The 22927-nt window shown below is 34.6% G+C and carries 30 protein-coding genes and 1 pseudogene; 5 read left to right on the plus strand and 26 right to left on the minus strand.

Features of this window, described 5'->3' with window-relative positions:
• Positions 1 to 534 (minus strand): RsmD family RNA methyltransferase, encoded by a 534-nt coding sequence (locus FGL31_RS12725; RefSeq protein WP_099370869.1) that lies wholly within the window; start codon positions 532 to 534, stop codon positions 1 to 3.
• Positions 525 to 1310, minus strand: coding sequence for a DUF3822 family protein (locus FGL31_RS12730; RefSeq protein ID WP_138091955.1), 786 nt, complete (start codon positions 1308 to 1310; stop codon positions 525 to 527). Before FGL31_RS12730 ends, FGL31_RS12725 begins: the two co-directional genes overlap by 10 nt.
• Positions 1311 to 1381: 71 nt before the next feature.
• Between FGL31_RS12730 and FGL31_RS12735 the strand changes: the two genes are divergently transcribed.
• From FGL31_RS12735 to FGL31_RS12745, 5 genes are all read left to right on the plus strand, one after another.
• Positions 1382 to 2806: an ATP-dependent DNA helicase gene (locus FGL31_RS12735; protein WP_138091958.1), complete on the plus strand. Its 1425-nt coding sequence runs from the start codon at positions 1382 to 1384 to the stop codon at positions 2804 to 2806.
• Between the two features lie 83 nt (positions 2807 to 2889).
• A complete protein-coding gene (locus FGL31_RS23580) occupies positions 2890 to 4434 on the plus strand; it encodes a DPP IV N-terminal domain-containing protein (RefSeq protein WP_197734232.1) in 1545 nt (514 codons plus the stop codon).
• A gap of 159 nt (positions 4435 to 4593) precedes the next feature.
• On the plus strand, positions 4594 to 4758 hold the full coding sequence (locus tag FGL31_RS23585) for a hypothetical protein (RefSeq protein ID WP_197734233.1): 165 nt from the start codon (positions 4594 to 4596) through the stop codon (positions 4756 to 4758).
• The gene (locus tag FGL31_RS23590) at positions 4748 to 5026 is read left to right on the plus strand and encodes a prolyl oligopeptidase family serine peptidase (protein ID WP_197734234.1); all 279 of its coding nucleotides are present in this window, start codon (positions 4748 to 4750) and stop codon (positions 5024 to 5026) included. The genes FGL31_RS23585 and FGL31_RS23590 overlap by 11 nt, the downstream gene beginning before the upstream one ends.
• A 638-nt stretch (positions 5027 to 5664) precedes the next feature.
• Positions 5665 to 5931 carry a hypothetical protein gene (locus FGL31_RS12745; RefSeq protein ID WP_138091961.1) on the plus strand — a complete coding sequence of 89 codons (267 nt, stop codon included), beginning with the start codon at positions 5665 to 5667 and terminating at the stop codon, positions 5929 to 5931.
• A 495-nt stretch (positions 5932 to 6426) separates the two neighbouring features.
• Here FGL31_RS12745 and FGL31_RS30375 read toward each other — a convergent pair whose 3' ends face one another.
• The 24 genes and pseudogenes from FGL31_RS30375 to FGL31_RS25710 all read right to left on the minus strand — a co-directional run bounded on the left by FGL31_RS30375 (position 6427) and on the right by FGL31_RS25710 (position 22826).
• A complete protein-coding gene (locus tag FGL31_RS30375; RefSeq protein WP_446677072.1) occupies positions 6427 to 6666 on the minus strand; it encodes a Holliday junction DNA helicase RuvB C-terminal domain-containing protein in 240 nt (79 codons plus the stop codon).
• Between the two features lie 11 nt (positions 6667 to 6677).
• Positions 6678 to 6773, minus strand: coding sequence for a hypothetical protein (locus FGL31_RS30380; RefSeq protein WP_446677073.1), 96 nt, complete (start codon positions 6771 to 6773; stop codon positions 6678 to 6680).
• A 142-nt stretch (positions 6774 to 6915) separates the two neighbouring features.
• Entirely contained in the window at positions 6916 to 7026 is a 111-nt protein-coding gene (locus FGL31_RS30385; RefSeq protein ID WP_446677074.1) for a hypothetical protein, read from the minus strand.
• A pseudogene (locus FGL31_RS30390) lies at positions 6984 to 7413 on the minus strand (AAA family ATPase). The gene FGL31_RS30385 and the pseudogene FGL31_RS30390 overlap by 43 nt, the downstream one beginning before the upstream one ends.
• A gap of 71 nt (positions 7414 to 7484) precedes the next feature.
• Positions 7485 to 8219 carry a polyprenol monophosphomannose synthase gene (locus tag FGL31_RS12755; RefSeq protein WP_138091964.1) on the minus strand — a complete coding sequence of 245 codons (735 nt, stop codon included), beginning with the start codon at positions 8217 to 8219 and terminating at the stop codon, positions 7485 to 7487.
• Between the two features lie 229 nt (positions 8220 to 8448).
• Entirely contained in the window at positions 8449 to 9171 is a 723-nt protein-coding gene (locus FGL31_RS25670; protein WP_232046712.1) for an oligopeptide:H+ symporter, read from the minus strand.
• On the minus strand, positions 9164 to 9862 hold the full coding sequence (locus FGL31_RS25675) for a peptide MFS transporter (RefSeq protein WP_232046713.1): 699 nt from the start codon (positions 9860 to 9862) through the stop codon (positions 9164 to 9166). The genes FGL31_RS25670 and FGL31_RS25675 overlap by 8 nt, the downstream gene beginning before the upstream one ends.
• A 16-nt stretch (positions 9863 to 9878) precedes the next feature.
• Positions 9879 to 11669, minus strand: coding sequence for a peptide MFS transporter (locus tag FGL31_RS12765; protein ID WP_232046714.1), 1791 nt, complete (start codon positions 11667 to 11669; stop codon positions 9879 to 9881).
• A 116-nt stretch (positions 11670 to 11785) separates the two neighbouring features.
• Positions 11786 to 13492 carry a peptide MFS transporter gene (locus FGL31_RS12770; RefSeq protein WP_138091967.1) on the minus strand — a complete coding sequence of 569 codons (1707 nt, stop codon included), beginning with the start codon at positions 13490 to 13492 and terminating at the stop codon, positions 11786 to 11788.
• A 465-nt stretch (positions 13493 to 13957) separates the two neighbouring features.
• Complete coding sequence (locus tag FGL31_RS12775) at positions 13958 to 14836, minus strand: sugar phosphate isomerase/epimerase family protein (protein WP_099370963.1); 879 nt, start codon at positions 14834 to 14836, stop codon at positions 13958 to 13960.
• Positions 14837 to 14858: 22 nt separating this feature from the next.
• Positions 14859 to 15590: a (Fe-S)-binding protein gene (locus tag FGL31_RS12780; RefSeq protein WP_099370964.1), complete on the minus strand. Its 732-nt coding sequence runs from the start codon at positions 15588 to 15590 to the stop codon at positions 14859 to 14861.
• The gene (locus FGL31_RS12785) at positions 15590 to 16849 is read right to left on the minus strand and encodes an MFS transporter (RefSeq protein WP_317131009.1); all 1260 of its coding nucleotides are present in this window, start codon (positions 16847 to 16849) and stop codon (positions 15590 to 15592) included. The genes FGL31_RS12780 and FGL31_RS12785 overlap by 1 nt, the downstream gene beginning before the upstream one ends.
• A gap of 174 nt (positions 16850 to 17023) precedes the next feature.
• Positions 17024 to 17470 carry a D-alanyl-D-alanine carboxypeptidase gene (locus FGL31_RS12790; RefSeq protein WP_138091970.1) on the minus strand — a complete coding sequence of 149 codons (447 nt, stop codon included), beginning with the start codon at positions 17468 to 17470 and terminating at the stop codon, positions 17024 to 17026.
• Positions 17471 to 17649: 179 nt separating this feature from the next.
• Positions 17650 to 18249 (minus strand): D-alanyl-D-alanine carboxypeptidase, encoded by a 600-nt coding sequence (locus FGL31_RS12795; RefSeq protein ID WP_138091973.1) that lies wholly within the window; start codon positions 18247 to 18249, stop codon positions 17650 to 17652.
• Positions 18250 to 18364: 115 nt separating this feature from the next.
• Complete coding sequence (locus FGL31_RS28010; RefSeq protein WP_262709118.1) at positions 18365 to 18706, minus strand: RagB/SusD family nutrient uptake outer membrane protein; 342 nt, start codon at positions 18704 to 18706, stop codon at positions 18365 to 18367.
• Positions 18703 to 19002, minus strand: a complete 300-nt coding sequence (locus FGL31_RS28015) for a RagB/SusD family nutrient uptake outer membrane protein (protein WP_262709119.1) — start codon at positions 19000 to 19002, stop codon at positions 18703 to 18705. Before FGL31_RS28015 ends, FGL31_RS28010 begins: the two co-directional genes overlap by 4 nt.
• Positions 19003 to 19113: 111 nt before the next feature.
• Positions 19114 to 19242, minus strand: coding sequence for a hypothetical protein (locus FGL31_RS28020; RefSeq protein WP_262709120.1), 129 nt, complete (start codon positions 19240 to 19242; stop codon positions 19114 to 19116).
• Positions 19242 to 19670: a RagB/SusD family nutrient uptake outer membrane protein gene (locus FGL31_RS25685; RefSeq protein ID WP_232046715.1), complete on the minus strand. Its 429-nt coding sequence runs from the start codon at positions 19668 to 19670 to the stop codon at positions 19242 to 19244. The genes FGL31_RS28020 and FGL31_RS25685 overlap by 1 nt, the downstream gene beginning before the upstream one ends.
• On the minus strand, positions 19606 to 19986 hold the full coding sequence (locus FGL31_RS25690) for a hypothetical protein (protein WP_232046716.1): 381 nt from the start codon (positions 19984 to 19986) through the stop codon (positions 19606 to 19608). The genes FGL31_RS25685 and FGL31_RS25690 overlap by 65 nt, the downstream gene beginning before the upstream one ends.
• Positions 19987 to 20093: 107 nt before the next feature.
• On the minus strand, positions 20094 to 20315 hold the full coding sequence (locus tag FGL31_RS25695) for a TonB-dependent receptor (protein WP_232046717.1): 222 nt from the start codon (positions 20313 to 20315) through the stop codon (positions 20094 to 20096).
• 354 nt (positions 20316 to 20669) lie between these two features.
• Entirely contained in the window at positions 20670 to 20882 is a 213-nt protein-coding gene (locus FGL31_RS25700; RefSeq protein WP_232046718.1) for a hypothetical protein, read from the minus strand.
• Positions 20875 to 22557 carry a TonB-dependent receptor domain-containing protein gene (locus FGL31_RS25705; protein WP_232046719.1) on the minus strand — a complete coding sequence of 561 codons (1683 nt, stop codon included), beginning with the start codon at positions 22555 to 22557 and terminating at the stop codon, positions 20875 to 20877. Before FGL31_RS25705 ends, FGL31_RS25700 begins: the two co-directional genes overlap by 8 nt.
• On the minus strand, positions 22532 to 22678 hold the full coding sequence (locus FGL31_RS29920) for a hypothetical protein (protein WP_394366146.1): 147 nt from the start codon (positions 22676 to 22678) through the stop codon (positions 22532 to 22534). Before FGL31_RS29920 ends, FGL31_RS25705 begins: the two co-directional genes overlap by 26 nt.
• 10 nt (positions 22679 to 22688) lie before the next feature.
• Entirely contained in the window at positions 22689 to 22826 is a 138-nt protein-coding gene (locus tag FGL31_RS25710; RefSeq protein ID WP_232047159.1) for a hypothetical protein, read from the minus strand.
• Between the last annotated feature and the right edge of the window lie 101 nt (positions 22827 to 22927).

Genomic DNA, 22927 nt, shown 5'->3' on the forward strand with positions numbered 1-22927 from the left:
TTAGATAGAATAAAAACTAAATGATGAATTACCGTATTGTCTCATTTCTACAAAATTAGGGTGGTCTATCATTTTTCTGTTGCTTGGATGTTCAATAATCAATATGCCACCTTCCTTTAATAAATCATTCTCTAGGACCAACTTTGGAAGCATAGGCAATTGTCCTAAATCATAAGGAGGATCAGCAAAAATCAAATCATATTTCTCCTTATCAGATTTTAAATACTTGAAAACATCAGCTTTTCTAGATTTTATCTGATTTAAATTTAGTTTTTTTGATGTTTCGTTAATATACAAAATACATTTGCCATGTTGATCAATTGAATTGACCTTTTCTGCACCTCTAGATGCTAATTCAAAAGATATATTCCCTGTACCAGCAAATAAGTCTAAGCATACCATCCCGTCAAAATCAAACCTATTATTTAATATATTAAATAAAGCTTCCTTCGCAATGTCTGTAGTAGGTCTTACAGGAAGATTTTGTGGAGGATTTAACCTCAGTCCGGCCGCTTTGCCTCCAATTATTCGCATATTGGTAAATCTAAAAGATAATGAGCCAGGAAAGTTTTTGATTCATCATCCAATGATTGAGCTGGACGTGATGCAGTGATTTCTATGACTTCTTTTGATAAATTCCTAAGTTTTTCAACTAAAGAATCATCAACTATAGTTCCCGAATATAAAATCTTATTTACCTTTCCCTGGATTCCAAAAGTTTCAAATACATTCAGTATGAAATAACTTAAATCATCCTCACTCACTATTTCAAATGTATTGTAAAACTTAAATTGACCATTTATAAATAAATAGATATCAGCTGAATTATCATCGAAAACAACTCCCAAAACTTCACCTTTTAAAGGTATATATGGTCTAGCTTGAACCAAGTTTAATTTAAATTCAGGAACAAATTTGGCATCGGGGAATAACGTGTTCCACCTATGGTATAATAAGACATCAAATTGAAATAAAGCTTCAATATTCAAGAAATCAATCGTTGTCCTGCTCATTGCCTGAGAAGGATTTTCCATAAATTCTTGATATTTATCCAAATCTATTTCTTGAAATAAATCGTTGGGGATAAAGGTTAAATTATGAGTAGGAATACTTACATATACATTTTGAAATGGTAAGCTCAATAATTTTAGTGCTTCTTCCGATGGATTGTGACTCTCAAAATTCATATAAACCAAAAGTTGGTTCTCTTGGTCTAAAACATAAAGCTTATCATATTGATAATTAGCTTTAACTATCAATGTATAGTGCGAGATATAATGTAAATGAAATTGTTTTGCAGTATAATTCATTCCTTGCAGATGGTATTAAACAAAAATAGTTTTTAAAATTGGATTGACCAACCTTTTGAATAACTTTGAATGTGCACATAAAAAATACGCTTTTACAACAATTTTCACATCAACCTACAATTCAACAAGAAAAAGTATTTGAAATCCTAGCAGACTTCATCCATACTTTCTCTGAAGACTCATGCTTCATTCTTAAAGGGTACGCAGGTACGGGTAAAACTAGTATGATAAGTGCGCTTGTGAAATCCCTTCCAAGATTCAACAAACGATCTGTGCTTCTTGCACCAACAGGTCGTGCAGCAAAGGTCATGGCTTCCTACTCTGGAAGAAATGCGCTTACGATACACAAAAAAATATACAGAAAAAAAAATGCTGCTTCATTAGACATGCAATTCAGTCTGGCTGAAAATCTTCATGAGAACACCTTATTTATTGTAGATGAAGCTTCTATGATCAGCAATGAAGGTTATTCCATGTTTTCAGATGGCTTGCTCCATGATCTGATAAAATACGTTCAATCTGGTGAAAATTGCACTTTGATGCTGGTGGGTGATATTGCTCAATTACCACCAGTTGGCTTAGAAACAAGCCCAGCTCTTGATTCTGAATACATGAATGCAGAATTTGGATTAGAGATATTTTCCTATGAGATGACTGATGTTGTGAGACAAGACAAGAATTCAGGGATTTTGTTTAATGCAACAAAGATTAGAAATGACATCCGATTGGATGAAGAATTCGCTGAATACAACTACCCTCAATTTATTACTAAGCCTTTTAGAGACATCTATAGAATGAATGGTGAACGCCTGATTGAAGGATTGCATTATGCATATGACAAATTTGGCATTGAAAATTCTATGGTTATATGTCGATCAAATAGATCAGCGAACTTATATAATCAAAATATCCGAAACCAAATTCTGTTTCGTGATGAAGAAATCACCGGTGGTGATATCATTATGGTTGTTAAAAACAATTATTATTGGCTCCAAGACAACGATGAAAAAAACACTGGATTTATAGCCAATGGAGATATGGCTGTTATCAAAAAAGTCAGCAATATTCATGAGATGCACGGTTTTCGATTTGCAGACCTTTATTTGGAATTTATGGATAACAATGAAGGTGACGCAATTCGCTGTAGAGTTCTTCTTGATAGTCTCTACGTTGATTCACCAAACCTTCCGTATGAAAAACAACAAGAATTGTATAATAGTATTGCACAAGATTATAGCGACATCTCCAATAAAAAAGATCGGATGGAAGCTATGAAAAAGGACCCCTATTACAATGCATTACAAATAAAATTCGCGTACGCTATTACTTGTCATAAGGCACAGGGTGGCCAATGGCCACTAGTATTTGTTGATCAAGGCTATATGACTGATGAGATGTTGAATACGGAATTCATGAGATGGCTGTACACAGCTATTACTAGGGCATCCAAGGAATTATTCTTGGTGAATTTTAACGAAAAATTTTACGAAGCCTAATCCTATCAAAAAAAATACAATTTCTCTTCGTAAAAAGAGTTTTAAAAGGATATTTTCGCAGAATTATCGACTAACAATTTATAATGAAGCACTTATTATCCCTACTCTTATTATTCTCATTTACAGTTGTAACTGCACAAGAAAAATCAAATTTAGCGAAGCCTAATTACCACCTAGCGTCTAAATTCTCACCTACCAAATTGAGTAAGCTTATTTTCTCCACTGAAGTGAATCCGAATTGGATAAACTTTGGAGATAAATTCTGGTACGAATATAATACCCCGCAAGGTAAGAAATGGTATTTAGTAGATCCTAAGAATAAAAAGAAATCAGAATTATTTGACCATGCTGAAATGGCAAGAAAGATTTCATCGATTGTTAGAAATCCCTTTGATGCTCAACACTTAGAGATTAGGAATTTAAGGTTTCTGGAAAATGAAAATTTAGTAAGATTTGAAGTTCAGAGTACTAAGGACACTGTAAAATCGCAGGAAGAGATAAAGAAACTTACCAACAAAAAAGATACGATCAAAAAAAAGCTTTATTATTTTGAATATAATATAAGCAACAATAACTTAACAGAATTATCTGAGGAAAGTAAAGATAAGGCTAGACTTTTTGGGCTAACTTTAATCCTGATACTACCAGAGTTTACTATGCAAAAAAATTATAATCTATATTGGATGGATTATGAAAATTTCTTAAAAGCTCAAAAAGACGAAAAGGATTCCACTATAGTAGAACACCAAATCACTACAGATGGAGTACAATATTATGCATGGGGAGGTGATGAGTATAGCGTCACAACTGGTGATAAAAAATCTGAAGAGGAAGAGAAGAAAAAAAGAAAGCCTGTTTGGATTAATTGGTCGCCTAACGGAAAATACTTTACATTAACACGTAAGGATAACAGAGAATATAGTGCACTATGGGTCATTAACAATGTTGCTGCAAAACGTCCTACATTGGAGACTTATAAATACTTGATGCCTGGTGAAACAGATTCAACTGAGGCTGAATTGTATATTTTTGATAGTAGTACATTAAAACCAAAACAGGTTAATATTGCTGCATTCAAAAATCAAACAATAAGCAATTGGAATAAAGACAGAACCAAGGACTCTTATAAAGGAAAGCACTATATCAATTATTGGCTAGGTAATGATGAAGAATTCTATATTGCAAGATCTAGCAGAGACTTGAAAAGAATAGATATTGTTGCGGTAAATGTAAATGGACAAACCAGAACAGTCCTTGAGGAAAGATCAAATGTTTACTTGGATATTAAAAAACCATATTTCATTAATAATGGAAACCAATTTATACACTGGTCACAAAGAGATGGATGGGGGCATTTTTATTTATACAACAAAAATGGTGGACTTGTAAACCAAATTACTAAAGGCGAGTTTCATTGCGATGATTTAACAAGGTTTAATGAAAATACAGGAACTCTATTTTTTAGAGCAAATGGGAAGGAAAAGAATATTGATCCTTATTATTCTTACTACTATTCTGTTTCCAAAAACGGTGGTCCAATAAAGCTTTTAACTCCTGGTGATTTTGATCACCAAGTTTTGGCGAGTGAAAGCTCAAATTATTTTATAGATAATTTTTCGAGGGTTTAATACTGCCCCTGTTAGTAAATCTTTATAGTTCAAGTGGTCAATTGATAATGAAGTTGGAAGAAACTGATCTTTCTAATTTATTTGCTGCAGGATATAAATTTCCAGAACCATTTAAAGTCAAAAGCTGGGTGATGGCAATAACCGATCTTTAATGGGGTAATGTATAAGCCATTTGATTTTGACAGCACAAAAACCTACCCTATTATTGAGTATGTTTATCCAGGTCCTCAAACTGAAGCTGTTAATAAAAGCTTTGGTAGATCAATGGATAGAATAGATCGTTTAGCACAAATGGGATTTATTGTGGTCTCAGTTGGAAAATAGAGGTGGTCATCCTTCACGTTCAAAATGGTATCATACTTACGGTTATGGTAACTTAAGGGACTACGGATTGGAAGACAAAAAAGTGGTTGCAGAACAATTAGCTGATAAATATTCATTTATTGATATCAATAAGGTCGGTATAACAGGACACTCTGGAGGGGGATTTATGTCTACTGCTGCGATGTTGGTATATCCAGATTTTTTCAAAGTAGCGGTTTCGGGCGCTGGAAATCACGAAAATAACATCTATAATCGTTGGTGGAAGTGAAAGACATCATGGTGTAAAGGAAGAAATATCCTCTAAAGGTGATACCACATTTACCTATAATATTCAAAGAAATACCGAACTTGCGAAAAACTTGAAAGGTAAATTGTTGATTGTTACTGGTGATATCGATAATAATGTACATCCAGCAAACTCGATTCGCATGGTAGGATGCATTAATTAGAGCAAACAAAAGATTTGACTTTTTATTATTACCAGGACAGAGACATGGTTTCGGAGAATATGACGGAATATTTCTTCTGGAGAATGGCAGATTATTTTTAGTCAACATCTATTAAGGTTCTTCTGAAAATGAATGAACGGATATCATGGAAATGAACCGAGAAAAGCCAATGAAATAATGACAGCAAATAACATAGAAAATTTAAAAGAAGCCTTGATTAGTTTTTGGGGCTTCTGACTTAAATGAGAATATCTTAAATGATATTAGCCTAACAGAATTGATGGAATTGAGCGTCGATGAATCAAAACCGAGGTTATGTTTCAGAAGTGCTTGGGCATATAGAACACATACTGCTAAAAAACACAAATTTGTTTAGATCTTCCTATAAAAACTCTCATTTTAAAATTATGTCAAATTAAATAATTGGAGCAGTTTAAGGAGTTATTCTAAATTGGTTATGTGGTTAGTCTCAAATAAAAACTTAGATATCCAATTAACTGAGGTGGAAAGAGAAAATATATTAGAGAAAACTTTTCAAATAATTGAGGATTCAGGTTGTCCTGTAGCTGTTAAGGTGAATGGATTTGATATTTTATATGATCTTTGCCCTTATTTTGAAGGCCTCTCCCAAGAATTAAAAGTATTGATAGAGCTAAACCTAGAAAAAGAAAACACCCCTGCTTTAAAAAGCAGAGGTGTAAGAATCTTATCTAAGTTAACGTGAGTTCGGTTTAAGCACACTGTACCCGTTCAGCAGTATTCCTGAAAACCCCTGTGCTGTTGTATCCTATTCTCCATTTTTTCCTTTCAAACAGGAGTCTACACTGACTCTCCGTCCTCTCTCGTTCAGAGATTGTTCGGACCTTGTTCGGACCTCGTTCGGGTGTGATCCGAACAAGGTCCGTACAAGGTGCGGCTGAGGTCCGAACGAAAGAGGACGGAGAGTGCAACATGTCCCCTATACGTCCTAAGTAAAAGGACAAAAAGACAAAAAGAAATTAAATGAAAATCAAGATTTGAATCCTTGTGTATTAGTTAATGAGAGTTCGGTTTAAGCGGCGAGGAACAATTGGTTTACATGCTGTTCAACCGATGGAACACTGTCCCCGTTCAGCAGTATTCACTTTTGCCAAGACAACCACATCTTTACAAAAAGCATAAAGGGGAGAGCACATTTTAACTCTTTTTCTCATCCCGAACTCACGTTAAGTTAGGATGATTAAAATAACGTATTACCTTTATTAAAAATGTTTTTTCCTAAATGCTTAAACGCTAATTCAGTACATTCACGACCTCTTGAGGTACGCATAAGGTATCCTTCCTGAATCAAAAATGGTTCATAAACCTCTTCAATAGTTCCTTCATCTTCACCCACTGCAGTTGCAATTGTTTTCAATCCTACAGGACCCTCCTTTGAATTTATCAATAATGGTACTGAGAATCCTATTATCCATTTCATCCAAACCATGCTCATCCGACATTTAGAGCATTCAAAGCAAATTGAGCTATTCCTTTTTCAATGGAACCGTTTCCTTTAATTTGGGCAAAATCGCGGGTTCTACGCAACAGTGCATTTGCAATTCTAGGTTGTACCTCTACTTCTTTCTTGCAATTTCAAATGCTCCTTCTTCATTTATTGGAACATTCAATATAATTGCCCGAACGCATTACAATATCAGTTAACAGTTTAGAATCATAATATTGCAACCTATGAATTGATACCAAAACGAGCTCTTAATGGAGCAGTCAATAATCCAGAACGTGTCGTAGCACCTACTAAAGTAAATGGGTTAAGAGAAATTTTGGACAGATCGTGCATTCGGGACCTGTCTCCAACATGATATCTATTTTGAAGTCTTCCATTGCTGAATACAAATACTCTTCAACCAAAGGGCTTAAACGATGTATTTCATCATGAATAATATGTCTCCTTCTTCAAGATTTGTCAATAGACCTGCAAGATCACCAGGTTTATCTAAAACGGGGCCTGAGGTAATTTAATACCTACCCCCATTTCATTAGCAATAATGATGAGACAATGTGGTTTTTCCAAGTCCGGAGGACCGTGCAATAATACATGGTCTAATGCCTCGCCTCGTAATTTGGCCGCTTTAACAAATATGGAAAGGTTTTCTAAAATCTTGGCCTGACCAGTAAAATCATCGAAGCTTTGAGGACGAAGAACCCGCTCCCAAATCTTTATCAGTCGGCGTTAATCTATCAGGATTGGGATCAAGGTTTTCATTCATATCGCTGTACACTAATCTTTTACAATAATTATCTCTCGTATTTCTTAAATAAACTTCCCATTTTCATCTGGATAACTCCGAAAAAAGCTTCTTTAAAAATTTTGGTACTCATTTTTGAAGTGCCTAATGTCCTATCTGTAAATATAATAGGAATTTCCACTACATTAAAACCATATTGAATTGCTGTAAATTTCATTTCAATTTGAAAAGCATATCCTACAAATTTAATTTTATCAAGAGGAATAGTTTCTAGTACCTCTCTTCTAAAACAAACAAAACCTGCAGTAGCGTCTTGAATTTTAATTCTTGTAATCAAACGAACATATGCTGAAGCAAAATATGACATCAATACTCTGTTCATAGGCCAATTAACAACATTTACACCTTTAATGTATCTAGATCCAATTGCCATGTCTGCTCCTCCATTCTTACAAGTGTCACGCAAACGGATTAGGTCGTCAGGATTATGGCTGAAATCTGCATCCATTTCAAATATAAAGGAATATTCACGTTGCAATGCCCATTTGAATCCATGAATATATGCTGTTCCTAACCCTAACTTACCTTTTCTCTCCTCAATGAACAATCGATCCTTGAATTCTGAAGCTTGTAATTCCTTTACAATATTGGCTGTTCCATCAGGGGAGCCATCGTCTACAATTAAAATATGGAATTCCACTTCTAAAGAAAAAACCTTGCGTATTATTCGCTCTATGTTTTCCTTTTCATTATATGTTGGAATAATAACTATGCTATCTGCCACGTCAATTTTTTGATTTGGTAAAGTTAATCATTTACTATAATTAATTTACAGTTACGGGTACAATGGTTCAAGAAAAAAGCCGATTGAATTATCAATCGGCTTTCTCTATTAATTTACACGTGCCATTAACCTCTTAATATATGGTGAGAGAATAATTATATTGCTCCAGCAATTAAAGAGTATAATCCTAACTGCTTATATCCTTCCGTGTAGGTTATCAACTTATCCATTAGCGAATCTCCTTCCCTAGCCTCAGCCATATTTGCGCCCAATTAATCCCAGCAACATATTGTCCATAAGCACTTGCCAAAAACCACATACCCATCATAATACCCTGCAACTTAGCAGGTGATAATTTAGTCATGATAGAAAGTCCAATTGGTGATAAACATAGTTCCCCAACAGTTATCACTAATAATGCTAAAGTGAAAACATCCAATGAGGTCATTCCATCAACAGCAAAAAATCTAGTCGCATATAATACATAAAATCCTAAACCTAGGAACAAAAATCCCAATCCAAATTTTATTATAGTATTAGGTTCTAATTTTCTTTTGGCCAACCAGATCCATAACAGTCCAAACAATGGTGCCAAAGCGATTATAAAAAATGCTCCGCCGGAATTGTTCACACCATTAGGATCCAAAGTCAATGTACCACCAAGGATGGTATCATTCAGATTTTTAGCAGCAAAAATACTCAAGGAGCCACCACTTTGTTCATATATTCCCCAAAATACTATAGAGAACAAGATAAAAATCAAAGCCGCTATTAATTTATTACGTTCTACTTTACCAACTTTTGACATCTCATAGAATAAATAAATTAATGTTAATGGTCCAATGGTATACATGAAATAATCTGTGTATTCTGTTTTGGAAACCATAATCTGTATTAGAGGAATTAATAATAATGTTCCAATATATACAGCATATTCAACCCATTTAGGCAATGGTTTGGTTTTTATAATTGCATCTGGGTGTCCCCGGTTGCAAACCGATTGGGCCCAATTCATGTTTGGTAAATTGAAAGTTAATCAAACTAATGAGCATACCTACTGCTGCCAAACCAAAAGCAACATTCCAGCGGTAAGCTTCATCAATAACAGAACTTAGCATGTATCCTTTACCAATAGCTACACAAATATACCCTCCTAAGAACGCGCCTAAATTGATCCCAGCATAAAATAGTGAAAATCCAGCATCGCGTCTGATATCACCATCTTTATAAAGTTCACCAACCATGGTAGAAATATTTGGTTTGAAAAACCCCGTTCCGATAATGATAAATGCTAACCCAAAAAAAGAAAATTCATGGGTATCGATTGATAGTAATACTGAACCCACAATCATCAGTAAACCTCCGAAAACAAGAGATTTTCTGAATCCTAAAACTTTATCTGCGAATAACCCGCCGACAAAGGTAAATGCATAAACAAATGCTTGGGTTGCACCATATTGTAGATTTGCTTCCTTCTCACCAAAATTAAGTTGTGTTATCATAAAGAAAACCAACATCCCGCGCATTCCGTAAAAACAGAATCTCTCCCACATTTCGGAGAAAAACAATCTCCAAATTTGTTTAGGATACTTGCCTTCAAAATTCTGAACCTCAGCAAGAGTTTTGTGTGTTTCTGATGCCATAATTAATTCAGTTTTTTTATTTTACACCGTGCATTAATTTCTTTATAATTGGCTGCAATGACATCACAATCACACCAGCAACAATGGGAACAATTGTGAATATTAAGAAAAATGTACTGAGAGAATATTGATTTGTGATGACCTCGATTTGACCTCCTAAAATTGCCGCTAGCTTGTTTCCAATAGCCAATGCTAAATACCACATACCAAACATAAAACCAATCATTCGCGCTGGAGCCAATTTAGAAACATAGGATAATCCCACTGGTGATAAGCATAACTCACCCAAAGTATGGAACATATAAGCAAGTATTAACCAAATCATCGAAACTTTGATGCCATCTTGAATGCCATGTGCTCCAAATGCCAACAATCCAAAACCAATAGCCATTATGATTAAGCCCATTCCATATTTGACTGTTGCCGGTGGATTAAATTTAGAATCCCATATTTTTGAAACAAAATTTGCAAAGGTGATAATAAAGAAAGAATTCATGATGGAAAACCATGACACTGCAATTTCGGATGATTCAGCTGTAAATTCACGATATAGCATCCAAATTGCAACTCCCCAAACACCTGCAAAACATATAAACTGTACAATATTGGAAAGTGGAGCCTTGCCATAGGTCTTCTTTGTAAGCATGATGACAACATAAGTCACCAATAATAAAGGAACTACTGTCAATAATGTATTTATTACATTGAATATGGTTAATGAATTACCAGACAAGCTGCGATCCACACTGTCACGTGCAAAGATCACCAAGGATGAAGCCCCCTGCTCAAAAGACATCCAAAAGAAGATGACAAAAAAAGCAAAGATAATAACTGCAATTAATCGATCACGTACCACTTTAGTATATCGGCTTAACCTCGAAATTACTACGAATAAGAACAAAATTAATGCTATGATAATAGCCACATTTTGCCCTGCTAATGTCCCAATCTGAAGGCTAGATAATATATCGATTCCTGCAATTTTTGATAAAGGGTCATTAAACGCAAATCCAAGACCTAAAATGGTCATAATACCGATTAGAATTGAGTCTAACTTAGTAAATGGATTAGGTTTGTCATCTGGATTATCAATATTTACAACCGTAGCCTTTTGTTCTAAGTTTGTTTTTGAAGGTGGGTCACCAACGGTACCAAAAATTGGTTTTGCATACCAAAACTGTAAGGTACCTAGAAACATAAAAATTCCAGCAAGACCAAATCCCCAGTGCCATCCTACTTTCTCTCCCAAATAACCACATAGCATCATACCAAAAAATGCACCTGAATTAACACCCATGTAGAAAATAGTGTAGGCAGCATCCTTTTTTTGAGGGAACTTTTTATACATTTCAGAAAGAATAGAGGTCATATTGGGTTTAAAGAAACCGGTTCCCAACACCAATGCTCCAAGGCCTAAATAGAGAAATAATGGGGTGTCAAATGCCATAAACAAATGGCCTAAAGTCATAATTGCTGCTCCAATTACAATAGCATACCTGTAACCTAAATACTTATCTGCCATAATTCCCCAAAAATTGGTGAAATATAGAGCAACATTGCGTATGTACCATAAAGTGCACCTGCTTGGATTGGGTCCCAGCCCCAACCAGAAAATGGACTGCCTGATATAATTGCACTGGTTAAAAAGTTGATTAGTAATACGCGCATTCCATAAAAAGAAAAACGCTCCCACATTTCCGTGAAAAATAAAAACAAATAAACCTGAAGGGTGTCCTAAGACTAAACTACCATCTATTCCTTGTTTCTCTAGTTCTTCAGAAAATGAGGCATCTGAAATTTGATTCATACGTTAATTATTGGATTCTATATTCTGTAATATTGGCCGTAAAATTAAACAAAAAGCCGAATGTTAAACAATTCGGCTTTTTAATTACTTTATATTTCTTTTACTTAAACTTATTATTAATGAATTCCATGCATCATTTTCTTCAATTTATTATTGAAAATCAATAACAATAATGCTACGAAAATTGGCAAAGCAGCAATAATCAAGAAAAATGTAGACATAGAATATTTTTCTGCAATTTGGTCGATATAAGAACCAGTCATACCAGCAATAAAGTTTGCAATAGCTGAAGCTGTGAACCAAAGACCAAATAATAATCCTGCTAATTTTTTAGGAGATAACTTACTTACATAAGAAAGACCAACTGGTGAGACACATAATTCGCCTGTTGTATGGAAGAAATAAGCTAATATCAACCAAATCATACTAACCGAAGCTGTTTGAGCTCCCGAAGGAATTGACATTGATCCATAAGCTAAGGCTAAAAATCCTACAGCAACTAAGATCAATCCAAAAGCAAACTTAACTGGCCCTGAAGGATTCCATACCTTTTCCCACAATTTAGAAAATGAAGAAGCTAAAGTAATAATGAAAAATGAATTTAAGATTTGAAACCAGGAAACAGTTACTTCAGTATTTTCAACTGAAAATTCTCTATTAACTTTCCAAATACCTAATGCCCAAATTATAGCGAAAGAGATTGCTGTAAAAATAACTGTTAAAGGGTATTTGCTGAAAATTTGTTGGGATAGTTTAAATAATACCCAAGTAACAATTAATATTGGGAAGATGGTCAAGGCCGCATCAACCCATTTAAATATTTCACCGGAATTACCTTCTAATACACGCTGTGTATAGTTTTTAGCAAAAATGGTCATGGACCCTCCTGCCTGTTCAAATGCAAAGAAGAAAAAGATACTTGCAACCATTAAAGATCCAGCGACAATCAATCGATCCCTAACGATTTTATCAGAAAAGGCTTTCTTAAGATATATTAAAACATTATTTTTTTCTTCTTCAGTTGCACTAGTTAGTTTAGAATCTATTTCTGCTTTAACCAAATCAGTATCAAATTCCTTATTATTTTCATTATCCTCTTCTTCTTCCTGTTTTACATGGTTAAAGGCAGCAATAATCTTGTCTTTTTCTGGATTAGGTTCTTCACCAATAACTCCGAAGATTTTCTGTCCAAAATAAAATTGGATCATACCAAAGAACATGAAAACTCCAGCAAGTCCAAAACCGTAATGCCATCCAACCTTTTCACCAATGTATCCACATAAAAGCATTCCTAAGAAAGCACCTGAATTAATCCCCATATAGAAAATTGTATATCCAGCATCTTTTTTCTTACTATTATTTGGATATAATTGACCTACCATTGAAGAAATATTAGGCTTAAACATACCATTACCTAAAATCATCAAGACTAATCCCAAATAAAAAAAAGATTGTGATGTCCCTTCAAGAGCCATTGAGGCATGACCGAGAGTCATAATCAATGCTCCCCATAAAATTGCTTTTCGATATCCTGTTAATTTATCAGCAATCATACCACCTATTAATGGAGTTAGATAAACTAATCCAGTATACCAGGCGTATAATTCCATAGCATCAGCATTTGTCCATCCCCAACCGCCTTTTACTATTTCTGTAATTAAAAACACCGTAAGGAGAGCTCTCATACCGTAGTAACTAAAACGCTCCCACATTTCTGTGAAGAATAGGACAAACAAACTCGCAGGATGTCCCATCACCATTTTATCGTCAACCCCTTGTTTGGCAAGGTGATGGACCAAATCCTGGTCTTTTTCTTGATTCATCGGTTATTATTATTTATGTTAATATAGAATTATTTACAGAACATTATTTTTTTCGGATAGCAAATTAACAAATTTTTATTTAGAATTAACACTTTGTTAATGCCCTCCCTCCCTTTTAACATTTAAAACTTATGATTGGATTAGGTCAGAAAAGTTTAATGAATTTTTAAATTTTTATGGGTTTTACGAACTATTAATTTTTAATGAAACCAGAGTTTTATTGTTGATTTGAAATCGGCAACTTCAGTTAATTAAATAAAAAACAATAAATACACGAATTTACAATCAATAACATATTCATCAAAGGATCTAAATAATTTAAAAAATGGGGTTATTAAGCAAGGAATAGTTTAGGTTTTCAGTTTTAATTAAACTTGTGTAAACATTTTTTTACGAATGAAAAAAGTTAAAAATAAAAAAGGCAAGGTTGAACAAACCTTGCCTCAATTTTATAATCTTTTTTTACTATTTGAATTTCTCCAATAATGCTTTTGTTAATTTGATTCCTTCATCTTCTGAAATCTTATCACCTTCAAATTCAATCCCCACATATCCTTTATATCCAGCTTTCTTCACGATATCCATCATTTTTGCATAATCAATACCTGTGTCATTACCATTAGCATCAAAGGCATGAGATTTAGCACTAACACCTTTTGCATACGGCATTAATTCAGCAACTCCTTGGTATCTATCGTACTCATAGAAATTTCCAAAATCTGGTAAACTTCCACAATTTTTCTTCCCAACAGTTTTTAGAACATCAGCCAACCAATCTCCATGAGATGAAATACCACCATGATTCTCTACAACAACAGAGATCTTTCCTTTTTTACCGTAATCTGCTAATGTTGAAAGACTTTTTACCACTTGATCCTTCACTTCCTCTTTGGTACCTTCCCCGGCCGCATTAACACGGATGGCGTGACAACCCAAGAAGTTTGCAGCATCGATCCATTTGTAATGGTTTTCGACCGCTTGCTTACGCTTATTCTCATCGCGATCGCCTAAATTACCTTCCCCGTCAATCATAATCAGGACATTTTTCACTCCATTATCCTTTGCACGATTGTTCAAATCTTTTAAATAAGTCATATCTTTTGCCTTATCTTTAAAGAATTGATTTACATATTCTACACCATAGATACCAAAATTCTTCGCCGTATACTCTGGAAAATCAATGTTTTTCAGATCGCCCTTAAAAATTTTCTTATGTAAGGACCACTCAGCTAATGAAATCTCAAACCAGTCTTTCTTTCCTGCAAATACATCAAGCGAAGGTGCCAATGTCACTCCTGCAGTAACCAGACCAAGGTTTCTTAAAAATTCTCTTCTTGAACTCATGATTGTTGTTATATATAGTTTATTAGATATTTGCCCATCCAGAAGTCAATACATCCACTAAATGCATTGTCTTGATAGGTAGTTGATTTTTCTCAATATAAGCTTGCAATTGCAGTAAACATGACGAATCCGTAGAAATAATATAATCTGCTTTTACATTCATTGCATTCTGCACTTTCTGCTCTGCCATGGCTGTAGATATACCTTCGAATTTCACTGAAAAAGTACCACCAAACCCACAGCATGTTTCTTGGTCTTTCATCTCAAGAATTTCTAAACCGCCGACATGACTTAATAATTTGCGAGGTTCCTCCTTAATCTTGCATTCACGCAGTGCAGAACATGAATCATGATACACTGCCGTGCCTACTAATTCAGCACCAAAATATTCCTTCTGCAATACATTAACCAGAAAATCACTGATTTCAAATATATTACGTTGAAGGGATCTACATTTATTATGTTCTATAGAATTTGTAAATAAGTCATCATAACCACCTCTCACCATTCCAACACAAGAGGCAGATGGACTTACAACAGGATGTTCATCATTAAAATCATTTAAGAACTTTTGCCCTATTTTCTTCGCATCATCCCAAAATCCAGCATTATATGCTGGCTGTCCGCAACAAGTTTGCTCGGTATTATAAATAACTTGGCAACCCGCCTTCTCTAAAAGTTTTACGCTGTTAAATGCAGTCTCTGGATATAACTGATCGATAAAACAAGGTATAAATAGCTCTACTTTATGCATTAATTGCTTTGAATAATCTGTAATTTATTAAATTTTAAAACACGAAACAACAACAAAAACCCTATAATAAAATAAACAGCCAAGAATAATGCCGAATAACGAATATTTTGAGTCATCTGCTCAATCAGTCCAAAACTAAACAAACCTATAACGATGGCAACTTTTTCAGTGACATCATAAAAACTAAAAAATGATGTGGTATCCTCAATATCCTCTGGTATTAACTTTGAATAAGTGGATCTGGATAAAGATTGAATACCTCCCATCAATAATCCGACAGAAAATGCCATTCCATAAAACTGGTATTCATTGGTCATAAAATACGAAGCGCAACAAATTAATATCCAAAAGAATACAACGACCATTAGAACCTTAATATTACCAAATTTCTTTGCTGCAATAGACATTATATAAGCACCGCCAATTGCAACAATCTGAATCAGTAAAATTGAGGCGATTAATTTACTGGCACCCAAATTCAAAACTTTCTCGCCAAAAGCCGCAGCAACAATAATTAACGTTTGGATCCCCATGGCATAAAAGAAATATGCAGGAAGAAACCTTTTTATAGCATCGATTTTATTGATTTGATTTAAGACAGTAGAAAATTCTTTTTTAACCTTAGTAAAAAATGGAAGTTTTTCAGATCCGACTGTAGGTCTATTTCTGGGAAGAAATCTAAATGGAATCTGGGCAAAAAGTATCCACCACAACCCTACTAATAGAAATGAAAATCTGGCTGGAAATGATGCATCCGTAATACCAAACCATTCTGGTTTGAAAATAAAAACAAAACAAATCAACTGTAAGGTTACACAGCCAACATATCCATAAGCAAATCCTTGGGCACTTACTCTATCTTGTTGATCAGGAGTGGCAATAATTGGTAAGTATGAATTATTAAAAGCAACACCGCCAATATAACCCATAGCAGCTAATCCAAAACAGAATATCCCCCACTCCAAAGTTTCAAGTTTGAAGAAAAACATACCCATACAGGCAATAGCACCTAGATAGGTGAAGAATTTCATGAAAAATTTACGCTTGCCAGCAGCATCTGAGTAAGCCGATATAAATGGAAGACCCAAGGCCATTAATAAATAGGCAATGGATAATGCAAAATTAGATAAAGCCGTATTTATAATCTCATACCCAAAAAATGATACTGTATCATTTGTATCAGGATTTTTTGTAATTGTAGTATAATAAACAGGGAAAATCGTCGAATTGATGACCAAATTATAAGCTGAATTAGCCAATCATACATGGACCAAGACCTAATCAGCCTTTTATCATTCTTCTTGAATATCTTCATAAGGTTTGCTTATGCGAATATACCAATTGATTTATATATGATTTAATAATTTTCGTAGATATGTGTTACTATTCTTACCATTTCTTTACGTACAGGTGCTGAACTACCTAAATAATTGTTATTCAGGAATGAAAAAAGCATATCTTTTCCCTTTCTTGGTTAGAATATATCCACTTTGACAATGAACACTATTAATTGTACCGGTTTTAGCCCAAACGAATGGTTTCCCTCCCGGAGTTGAATAGATATTTTTAAGTGTACCCTCCAAACCACCTGCAGGAAATAAATATAACTTCGCAGTTTCATCACGAATATCATTATTTATCTGAAGTAATACTTCAACCATACTTCTAGGTGTTATTTTATTATAACTCGAAAGACCACTTCCATCCCTTAGCTCAATAGAATCACTTAATTTACTATAATAAGTGTCTTTCATAAATTTCCGAAGGTCTTCCGTTTTAAATTTATTATACTTTAAAAAGGATGCCACCATGTTAAGTTGTTCTGCTAAAAAATTATCGCTAGGTAGCATCATTTCCCTCAAAACAGCTCTTTTCTCCACAGAGTTTATAATTTTAAAATCTGAGGGCAAAGGCTTTGAAACTAATCCCCACTTCTTTTTTTAGAGTATCTTGAAGTAGTAATACAAGAAGACTATTACTAGGCCTAAAAGGCTTTTCATTGACATAATTTTTTGGCAATGGAAGTTCATTTATTTCATACCTATTATTTTCCAAAGGTCTATGTATTTCTATACCTGGTCGTAGTATCGGACAATTGTTTTACATCTCTCTCAAAATATGATGGAAATAATTTTAATTTACCATTGACTTCTCTAAACTGAACGACATTTCCATAAATTGGAAAAGGAAATAACTCTGGCTGGTAATAAAATTCATAATCCTCTATAGACCATCCGTTTCTATAAGTTGGTTCTTGTGTAGAAGTACTTGAATAAAATAATTTTTTATCGCTGTTTTTCAGTAAATTATATACTTTACCACTATCAAGTCTTGGATGTAAAAAGCTAGGATCTCCAGTTCCCCAAAATATTAAGGAATCACCACGTTCCACATAAGCTAAGCCAGGAATTGAATCACCAATCAATTTCAATGAAGTAAATAATGTAAATACTTTGGTGTTAGATGCAGGTGTAAAATGCTTATCCTCGTTATATCCATATACATATCGCTGTTGATCAATATCATATAGACTGAATCCATAATAGTGCTTTTTCAGAATATTGGATTGATTAAACTGCTCATTTAGGTTTAAGGTACTGTCTTGCGCCTTTAGATTAACGCATGCCAATAACCCTAATAGGATTAATATGCTTCTCATAATGTAAACATAGTAAATTTTACATTTCTATTGATTCTGAAACAAACATTTTATAAATAAAAAGAATGGGCTAACCTTTACGGTCAGCCCATTCTTCTTTATTTGATTTAACTTATTAATTCGGTTTTAACACTCCATTACTTCTGTCGATTTCCACCTGAGGAATTGGCCAGTATTCGCTTTTAGCACCGAATACTAAACCTTTATACGAAGGAAGATATTTACCTTCAAAAGCAGAATAGCTTTCAAGAACTGATTTAGCAACTCCCCATCGAACTAAATCGAAGAATCGATGTCCTTCCATAGCTAGTTCTAATCTGCGCTCTGTTCTTACAGCTGTTCTTGCTGCATCCTGATTTGCGAAGGATGGATAAGGTTTAACATTATAGGCAGCGGCATTAGCCCCCTGACGCAGTTTTCTTTGGTGCCAAATTCGCTGCACGATTCCTGACATCATTTACCAATTTCAAAGCATTCGCTAAAATTACCTACCTCAACTTCACATTCTGCAGCCATTAACCAAACATCCGCCAAGCGAATAATATTCACATCCAATCCAGTTAAATAATTAGCACCTGGAGCAGCATTACTTGCAAATTGAGATTGTGGAATCATTGTTTTGATACCCACAAAAGGACCTGCATATTTTGCATCACGGATCCAAGCATTCCCTGGCATAATGCCATAGTCTAAATATGAAACACCTCTACGACCAACCGTATAATCTAATCTTGGATCAAATTTTAAATCCACTTTTTAAAACATAGCTATCTGATGGATTTTCTAAATCTGATAAATAAGGATTTGCTCTATATGCAGTTGGGGACAAAGGTAAACCATTGGCATCGACTTGATAAGCATTTACTAAATCAATGGTTGGTTGATAAAACCGCAACAACCTACTGGAGATGTACCGTATAAGCCAGAAAGCATATCACCAACGTTTGAATTATCTGCATCACCATTTGAATTGATTGCGTGTTTTGAAACCACTACCCTTCTGGTCCATTTTCTTTAGTAACATCAAAATTGTTCCAAAATGGCATAGACACTAAATCTTTTCCGGCCATAACTTCTTTAAAGAGAGTTAATGCTTGAGCATATTTTTTCTGGTACAGATATAGTTTTCCTAAATATGCTTTTGCTGCATTTTTATCCATACGGCCAAACTCATCATTGATTTTAGTAGTCGGCAGGTTTTCTACTGCAAACTTCAAATCTTCTTCAATTAATGGAAGCACATCCTTATCATTTGGAATTTTAGCAGCTTCTTCTGCTGTAGCTATTTCTTCAGTAATAATAGGAACGTTTTCTAAAACTCTCCATAAATAAAAATAATAGTGTGCCCTCAACATTTTAGCTTCTCCCTGAATTTCCTTTGGCTCTTTCTGCAGATATTTCTTTTGGACCTGCTTGGTCATTTGCCAATAATTTCAAGGTATTATTACAACGCAATACTCCTTCAAAATATACTTGCCATTGAGTGCTAAGATTATCATTTGTACTGATGGAGGTAAAATTCTCAATCATATTCATAGGAGTCTGGTCCGTAAGCTCTGATCCTTTATGTGCATTATCAGATGCCATTTCTCCAAAAACCCATTGACTAGGAGCTGAAGCATAGTTTCCCCAGGTTCCACTAACATTACCATTCATTATACTATATGCCCCCATCAGAGCGCCTTCCACCCCATCTCTATTACTTACCTGAGGTTCAGACAATTCCCCTTGAGGCAATTTCTGTAAAGAATTCTTTTCCGCAGGAACTTACTAGTAGCATCCCCGCACCTAAAAGAATCATTAATTTATTTCGTTTCATGATTTTTCAATTTAAATTTCTACTATTAAAATCCTAAGTTAAGTCCGAAAGTATACTGGCGAGCTTGTGGATATACTCCAAAATCTACACCCAATGCAGGATAATCAGAAGGTGTCGCTGAAACTTCTGGATCTAATCCTTCATACTTTGTAATTGTAAAAAGATTAGTAACACCTAAATACAGTCTAAATCTGCTGAAAGTAGTATTCTCTCCAAACAATTTTTTGAGTAGGTAGATTATATCCAATTTGGAAGTTTTTAAGTTTCAAGAAACTTCCATCCTGCACATAATAGCTAGATGTTGCATATTCGAATGCACTCGGCTCATCATTTGGATTTGCTAAAGAAGGGAATATTACTGCCCGTATTGGTTTCACTCCAAGCATCTAACAATCTTGTGCTTTTTTGACCTCTAAATACACCAAAGTCTGTAAAGTATCTAGTTGCTTCGTAAATATCATTCCCTTGAGAACCATAGAAATATAATAATAAGTCAAAGTTTTTGTATGCTGCATTGATATTAAAAGAGTATACAAAATCAGGATGTGGATTTCCTATAATCGTTCTATCTCCTGGATCAATCTCACCATTATTATTTAAATCAGCATATTTTTAAACCACCTGGTCTTGCTTTTTCATATGATGGAGAGTTAGCAACATCCTCTACACTTTGGTAGATGCCTGCTACTTGGTATCCATAAAAAGAACCGAATGGTTGACCTTTTTGCAGAATTGAAGTTTCCATAGATCTAAAAGCACCATAGTTAACTTGAGTAACTTCTGGAGATAAAGCAACTACATTATTTTTATACATTGAAAAATTCGCTGGCCAAATCTAAAGTAAATGGTTTTTCTTGTCTATATCCGTAATGATAGCCAAGGGAGAACTCAAAACCTTTATTGCTCATGTCGCCTATATTTCTATAAGGTACACCTGCACGTCCTGTTGCTGCAGCAGGTAATGGAACTCTAAATAACATGTCGGTGGTCTTTTTATTGAACCAATCTATTGAACCATCAAAATCACCATTCAATACAGTAAAATCTAAACCTACATTCAGTGATTTAACCTGTTCCCATTTGATATCTGGATTTGCATAAAAGTTTTGCCATATACCATTGATCACTCCATTATTGATTGGGTAAGAAGATTGAGTTAATGAAGCTAGGTATCTATTTAAGAATTGAAATCCTGGAATTCTTTGGTTACCCGTAACACCATAACCAGCACGAAGCTTTAAATCCGTTAACCATTCTGCATCCTTAGCGAATTCCTCTTGTGAAATACGCCAAGCACCACTAATACCAGGGAATACACCATAAAGATTTTTCTCACCGAAGTTTGACGAACCATCACGACGAAGTATTAAGCTCAATAAATAACGGTCTTTGAAAGCATAATCCGCTTTTCCCATTAAAGAGAACATACTGCCAATAGATCCCGAACCATTATTATTGAAGTTTGAACTTCCTGAATTTAGATAAAGGTAATCTAAACTGCTCATAATAAAATACCCGTTTCTGCTACCATCTATCCCGCGGTTTCTATTTTTGATAGCTTCAGTACCTACCATAATATTTAAACTATGGTCTTCCCCTAAGTTTGGTTTATAATTCAAAGTATTAGTCCAAGTCCATTCCGTAGTATAACCATGATATTCACTCATACCATTGTTAAAACTTCCTTCTGAGAATTCCGGATTTGGATAATTATAACTAACGCCGTTATAATTTTCATAACGTAGACCAAAATTAGTCCTTAATGTTAAACCTGGAATAAAATCATATTCTGCGAAAGCGTTACCGAAAAAGAAATTAGATCTGTTCATATTATCTTTTGCTCGGTATGCCATAGCCACAGGGTTTTGACCGTTACCTAGATCTTTACCAAAAGATCCAGCAAAATTACCTCCTTCATCATAAACCGGAATTATATTCTGAATACGGTAAGCAAAACCTAATACCGATCCCTCACCTTGGTATCCACCAGCAGTATTTGGATTTACTCCCATACCATAGCCTTCAGTGTAAGCATAGGATAAATTCTCTCCAAACCTCAGTTTCTTTTCAAAAGCATTAAATTGCGTATTGGTTCTCACATTATAACGTCTGAATCCAGTATGAATTAAACTTCCTTTTTGATCTAAGTATCCGCCTGAAAAAGCATATTGGGAAGTTTCATTACCGCCATTTGCTGCTAATTGATAAGATTGTATAGGTGCAGTTTGGGATAATTCATCAAACCAATTTGTTCCTTCCTTATTTGCTTTTGTGATTTGATAAAAAGTTGAACGGTCTTTAGCATTATAATTATACTTGCTCATATCAACATCAGCCGGAGTTATATCCCAATTGGTTTTTGAGCCAGCAAGCAAATAATCTTGTAACTGAAGATTTGTGCCATTAAATTTATTATCAAAATCCAAAACTTGTTGTGGTGTTAACATTTTAGGGAATGCTCCTTTATTTGGAACACCAGCAACCTGCATAAGCATCTAATGTAATATTTGTCTTGCCTTCTTTTCCCGATTTAGTCGTTATAATTACGACACCATTATTTGCCCGAGCACCATAAATTGAAGCAGCGGAAGCATCTTTCAAGACTTGCATGGACTCAATATCATTTTTGATTTAACCAGCTCAATTTACCTTCGAATGGTATTCCATCGATAATATAGAGAGGTTCGTTATTGTTGATTGTTGAGTAACCACGAATACGGATTTGTGGAGTTGACCCTGGCGCACCATCATTTACGATCTGAACACCTGTAGCACGACCTTGTAATGCTTCAACAGCACTTCCTGCCGGTTGCGATTTTTAATTCAGTAACATTTACAACTGCAACCGCACCTGTTAAA

The sequence above is a fragment of the Sphingobacterium daejeonense genome, assembly GCF_901472535.1.
GTDB classification, from domain to species: domain Bacteria; phylum Bacteroidota; class Bacteroidia; order Sphingobacteriales; family Sphingobacteriaceae; genus Sphingobacterium; species Sphingobacterium daejeonense.

Coding starts and splice junctions, on each gene's coding strand:
- FGL31_RS12725 (WP_099370869.1), bottom strand. CDS start 534: ATGCGAATAATTGGAGGCAAAGCGGCCGGACTGAGGTTAAATCCTCCA.
- FGL31_RS12730 (WP_138091955.1), bottom strand. CDS start 1,310: ATGAATTATACTGCAAAACAATTTCATTTACATTATATCTCGCACTAT.
- FGL31_RS23580 (WP_197734232.1), top strand. CDS start 2,890: ATGAAGCACTTATTATCCCTACTCTTATTATTCTCATTTACAGTTGTA.
- FGL31_RS23585 (WP_197734233.1), top strand. CDS start 4,594: ATGTATAAGCCATTTGATTTTGACAGCACAAAAACCTACCCTATTATT.
- FGL31_RS12745 (WP_138091961.1), top strand. CDS start 5,665: ATGTGGTTAGTCTCAAATAAAAACTTAGATATCCAATTAACTGAGGTG.
- FGL31_RS30375 (WP_446677072.1), bottom strand. CDS start 6,666: ATGAAATGGATAATAGGATTCTCAGTACCATTATTGATAAATTCAAAG.
- FGL31_RS30385 (WP_446677074.1), bottom strand. CDS start 7,026: ATGCACGATCTGTCCAAAATTTCTCTTAACCCATTTACTTTAGTAGGT.
- FGL31_RS25675 (WP_232046713.1), bottom strand. CDS start 9,862: ATGGCATCAGAAACACACAAAACTCTTGCTGAGGTTCAGAATTTTGAA.
- FGL31_RS12765 (WP_232046714.1), bottom strand. CDS start 11,669: ATGAATCAAATTTCAGATGCCTCATTTTCTGAAGAACTAGAGAAACAA.
- FGL31_RS12770 (WP_138091967.1), bottom strand. CDS start 13,492: ATGAATCAAGAAAAAGACCAGGATTTGGTCCATCACCTTGCCAAACAA.
- FGL31_RS12775 (WP_099370963.1), bottom strand. CDS start 14,836: ATGAGTTCAAGAAGAGAATTTTTAAGAAACCTTGGTCTGGTTACTGCA.
- FGL31_RS12780 (WP_099370964.1), bottom strand. CDS start 15,590: ATGCATAAAGTAGAGCTATTTATACCTTGTTTTATCGATCAGTTATAT.
- FGL31_RS12795 (WP_138091973.1), bottom strand. CDS start 18,249: ATGAGAAGCATATTAATCCTATTAGGGTTATTGGCATGCGTTAATCTA.
- FGL31_RS28010 (WP_262709118.1), bottom strand. CDS start 18,706: ATGATGTCAGGAATCGTGCAGCGAATTTGGCACCAAAGAAAACTGCGT.
- FGL31_RS25685 (WP_232046715.1), bottom strand. CDS start 19,670: ATGACCAAGCAGGTCCAAAAGAAATATCTGCAGAAAGAGCCAAAGGAA.
- FGL31_RS25700 (WP_232046718.1), bottom strand. CDS start 20,882: ATGTATAAAAATAATGTAGTTGCTTTATCTCCAGAAGTTACTCAAGTT.
- FGL31_RS25705 (WP_232046719.1), bottom strand. CDS start 22,557: ATGCAGGTTGCTGGTGTTCCAAATAAAGGAGCATTCCCTAAAATGTTA.
- FGL31_RS29920 (WP_394366146.1), bottom strand. CDS start 22,678: ATGCAAGTCTTGAAAGATGCTTCCGCTGCTTCAATTTATGGTGCTCGG.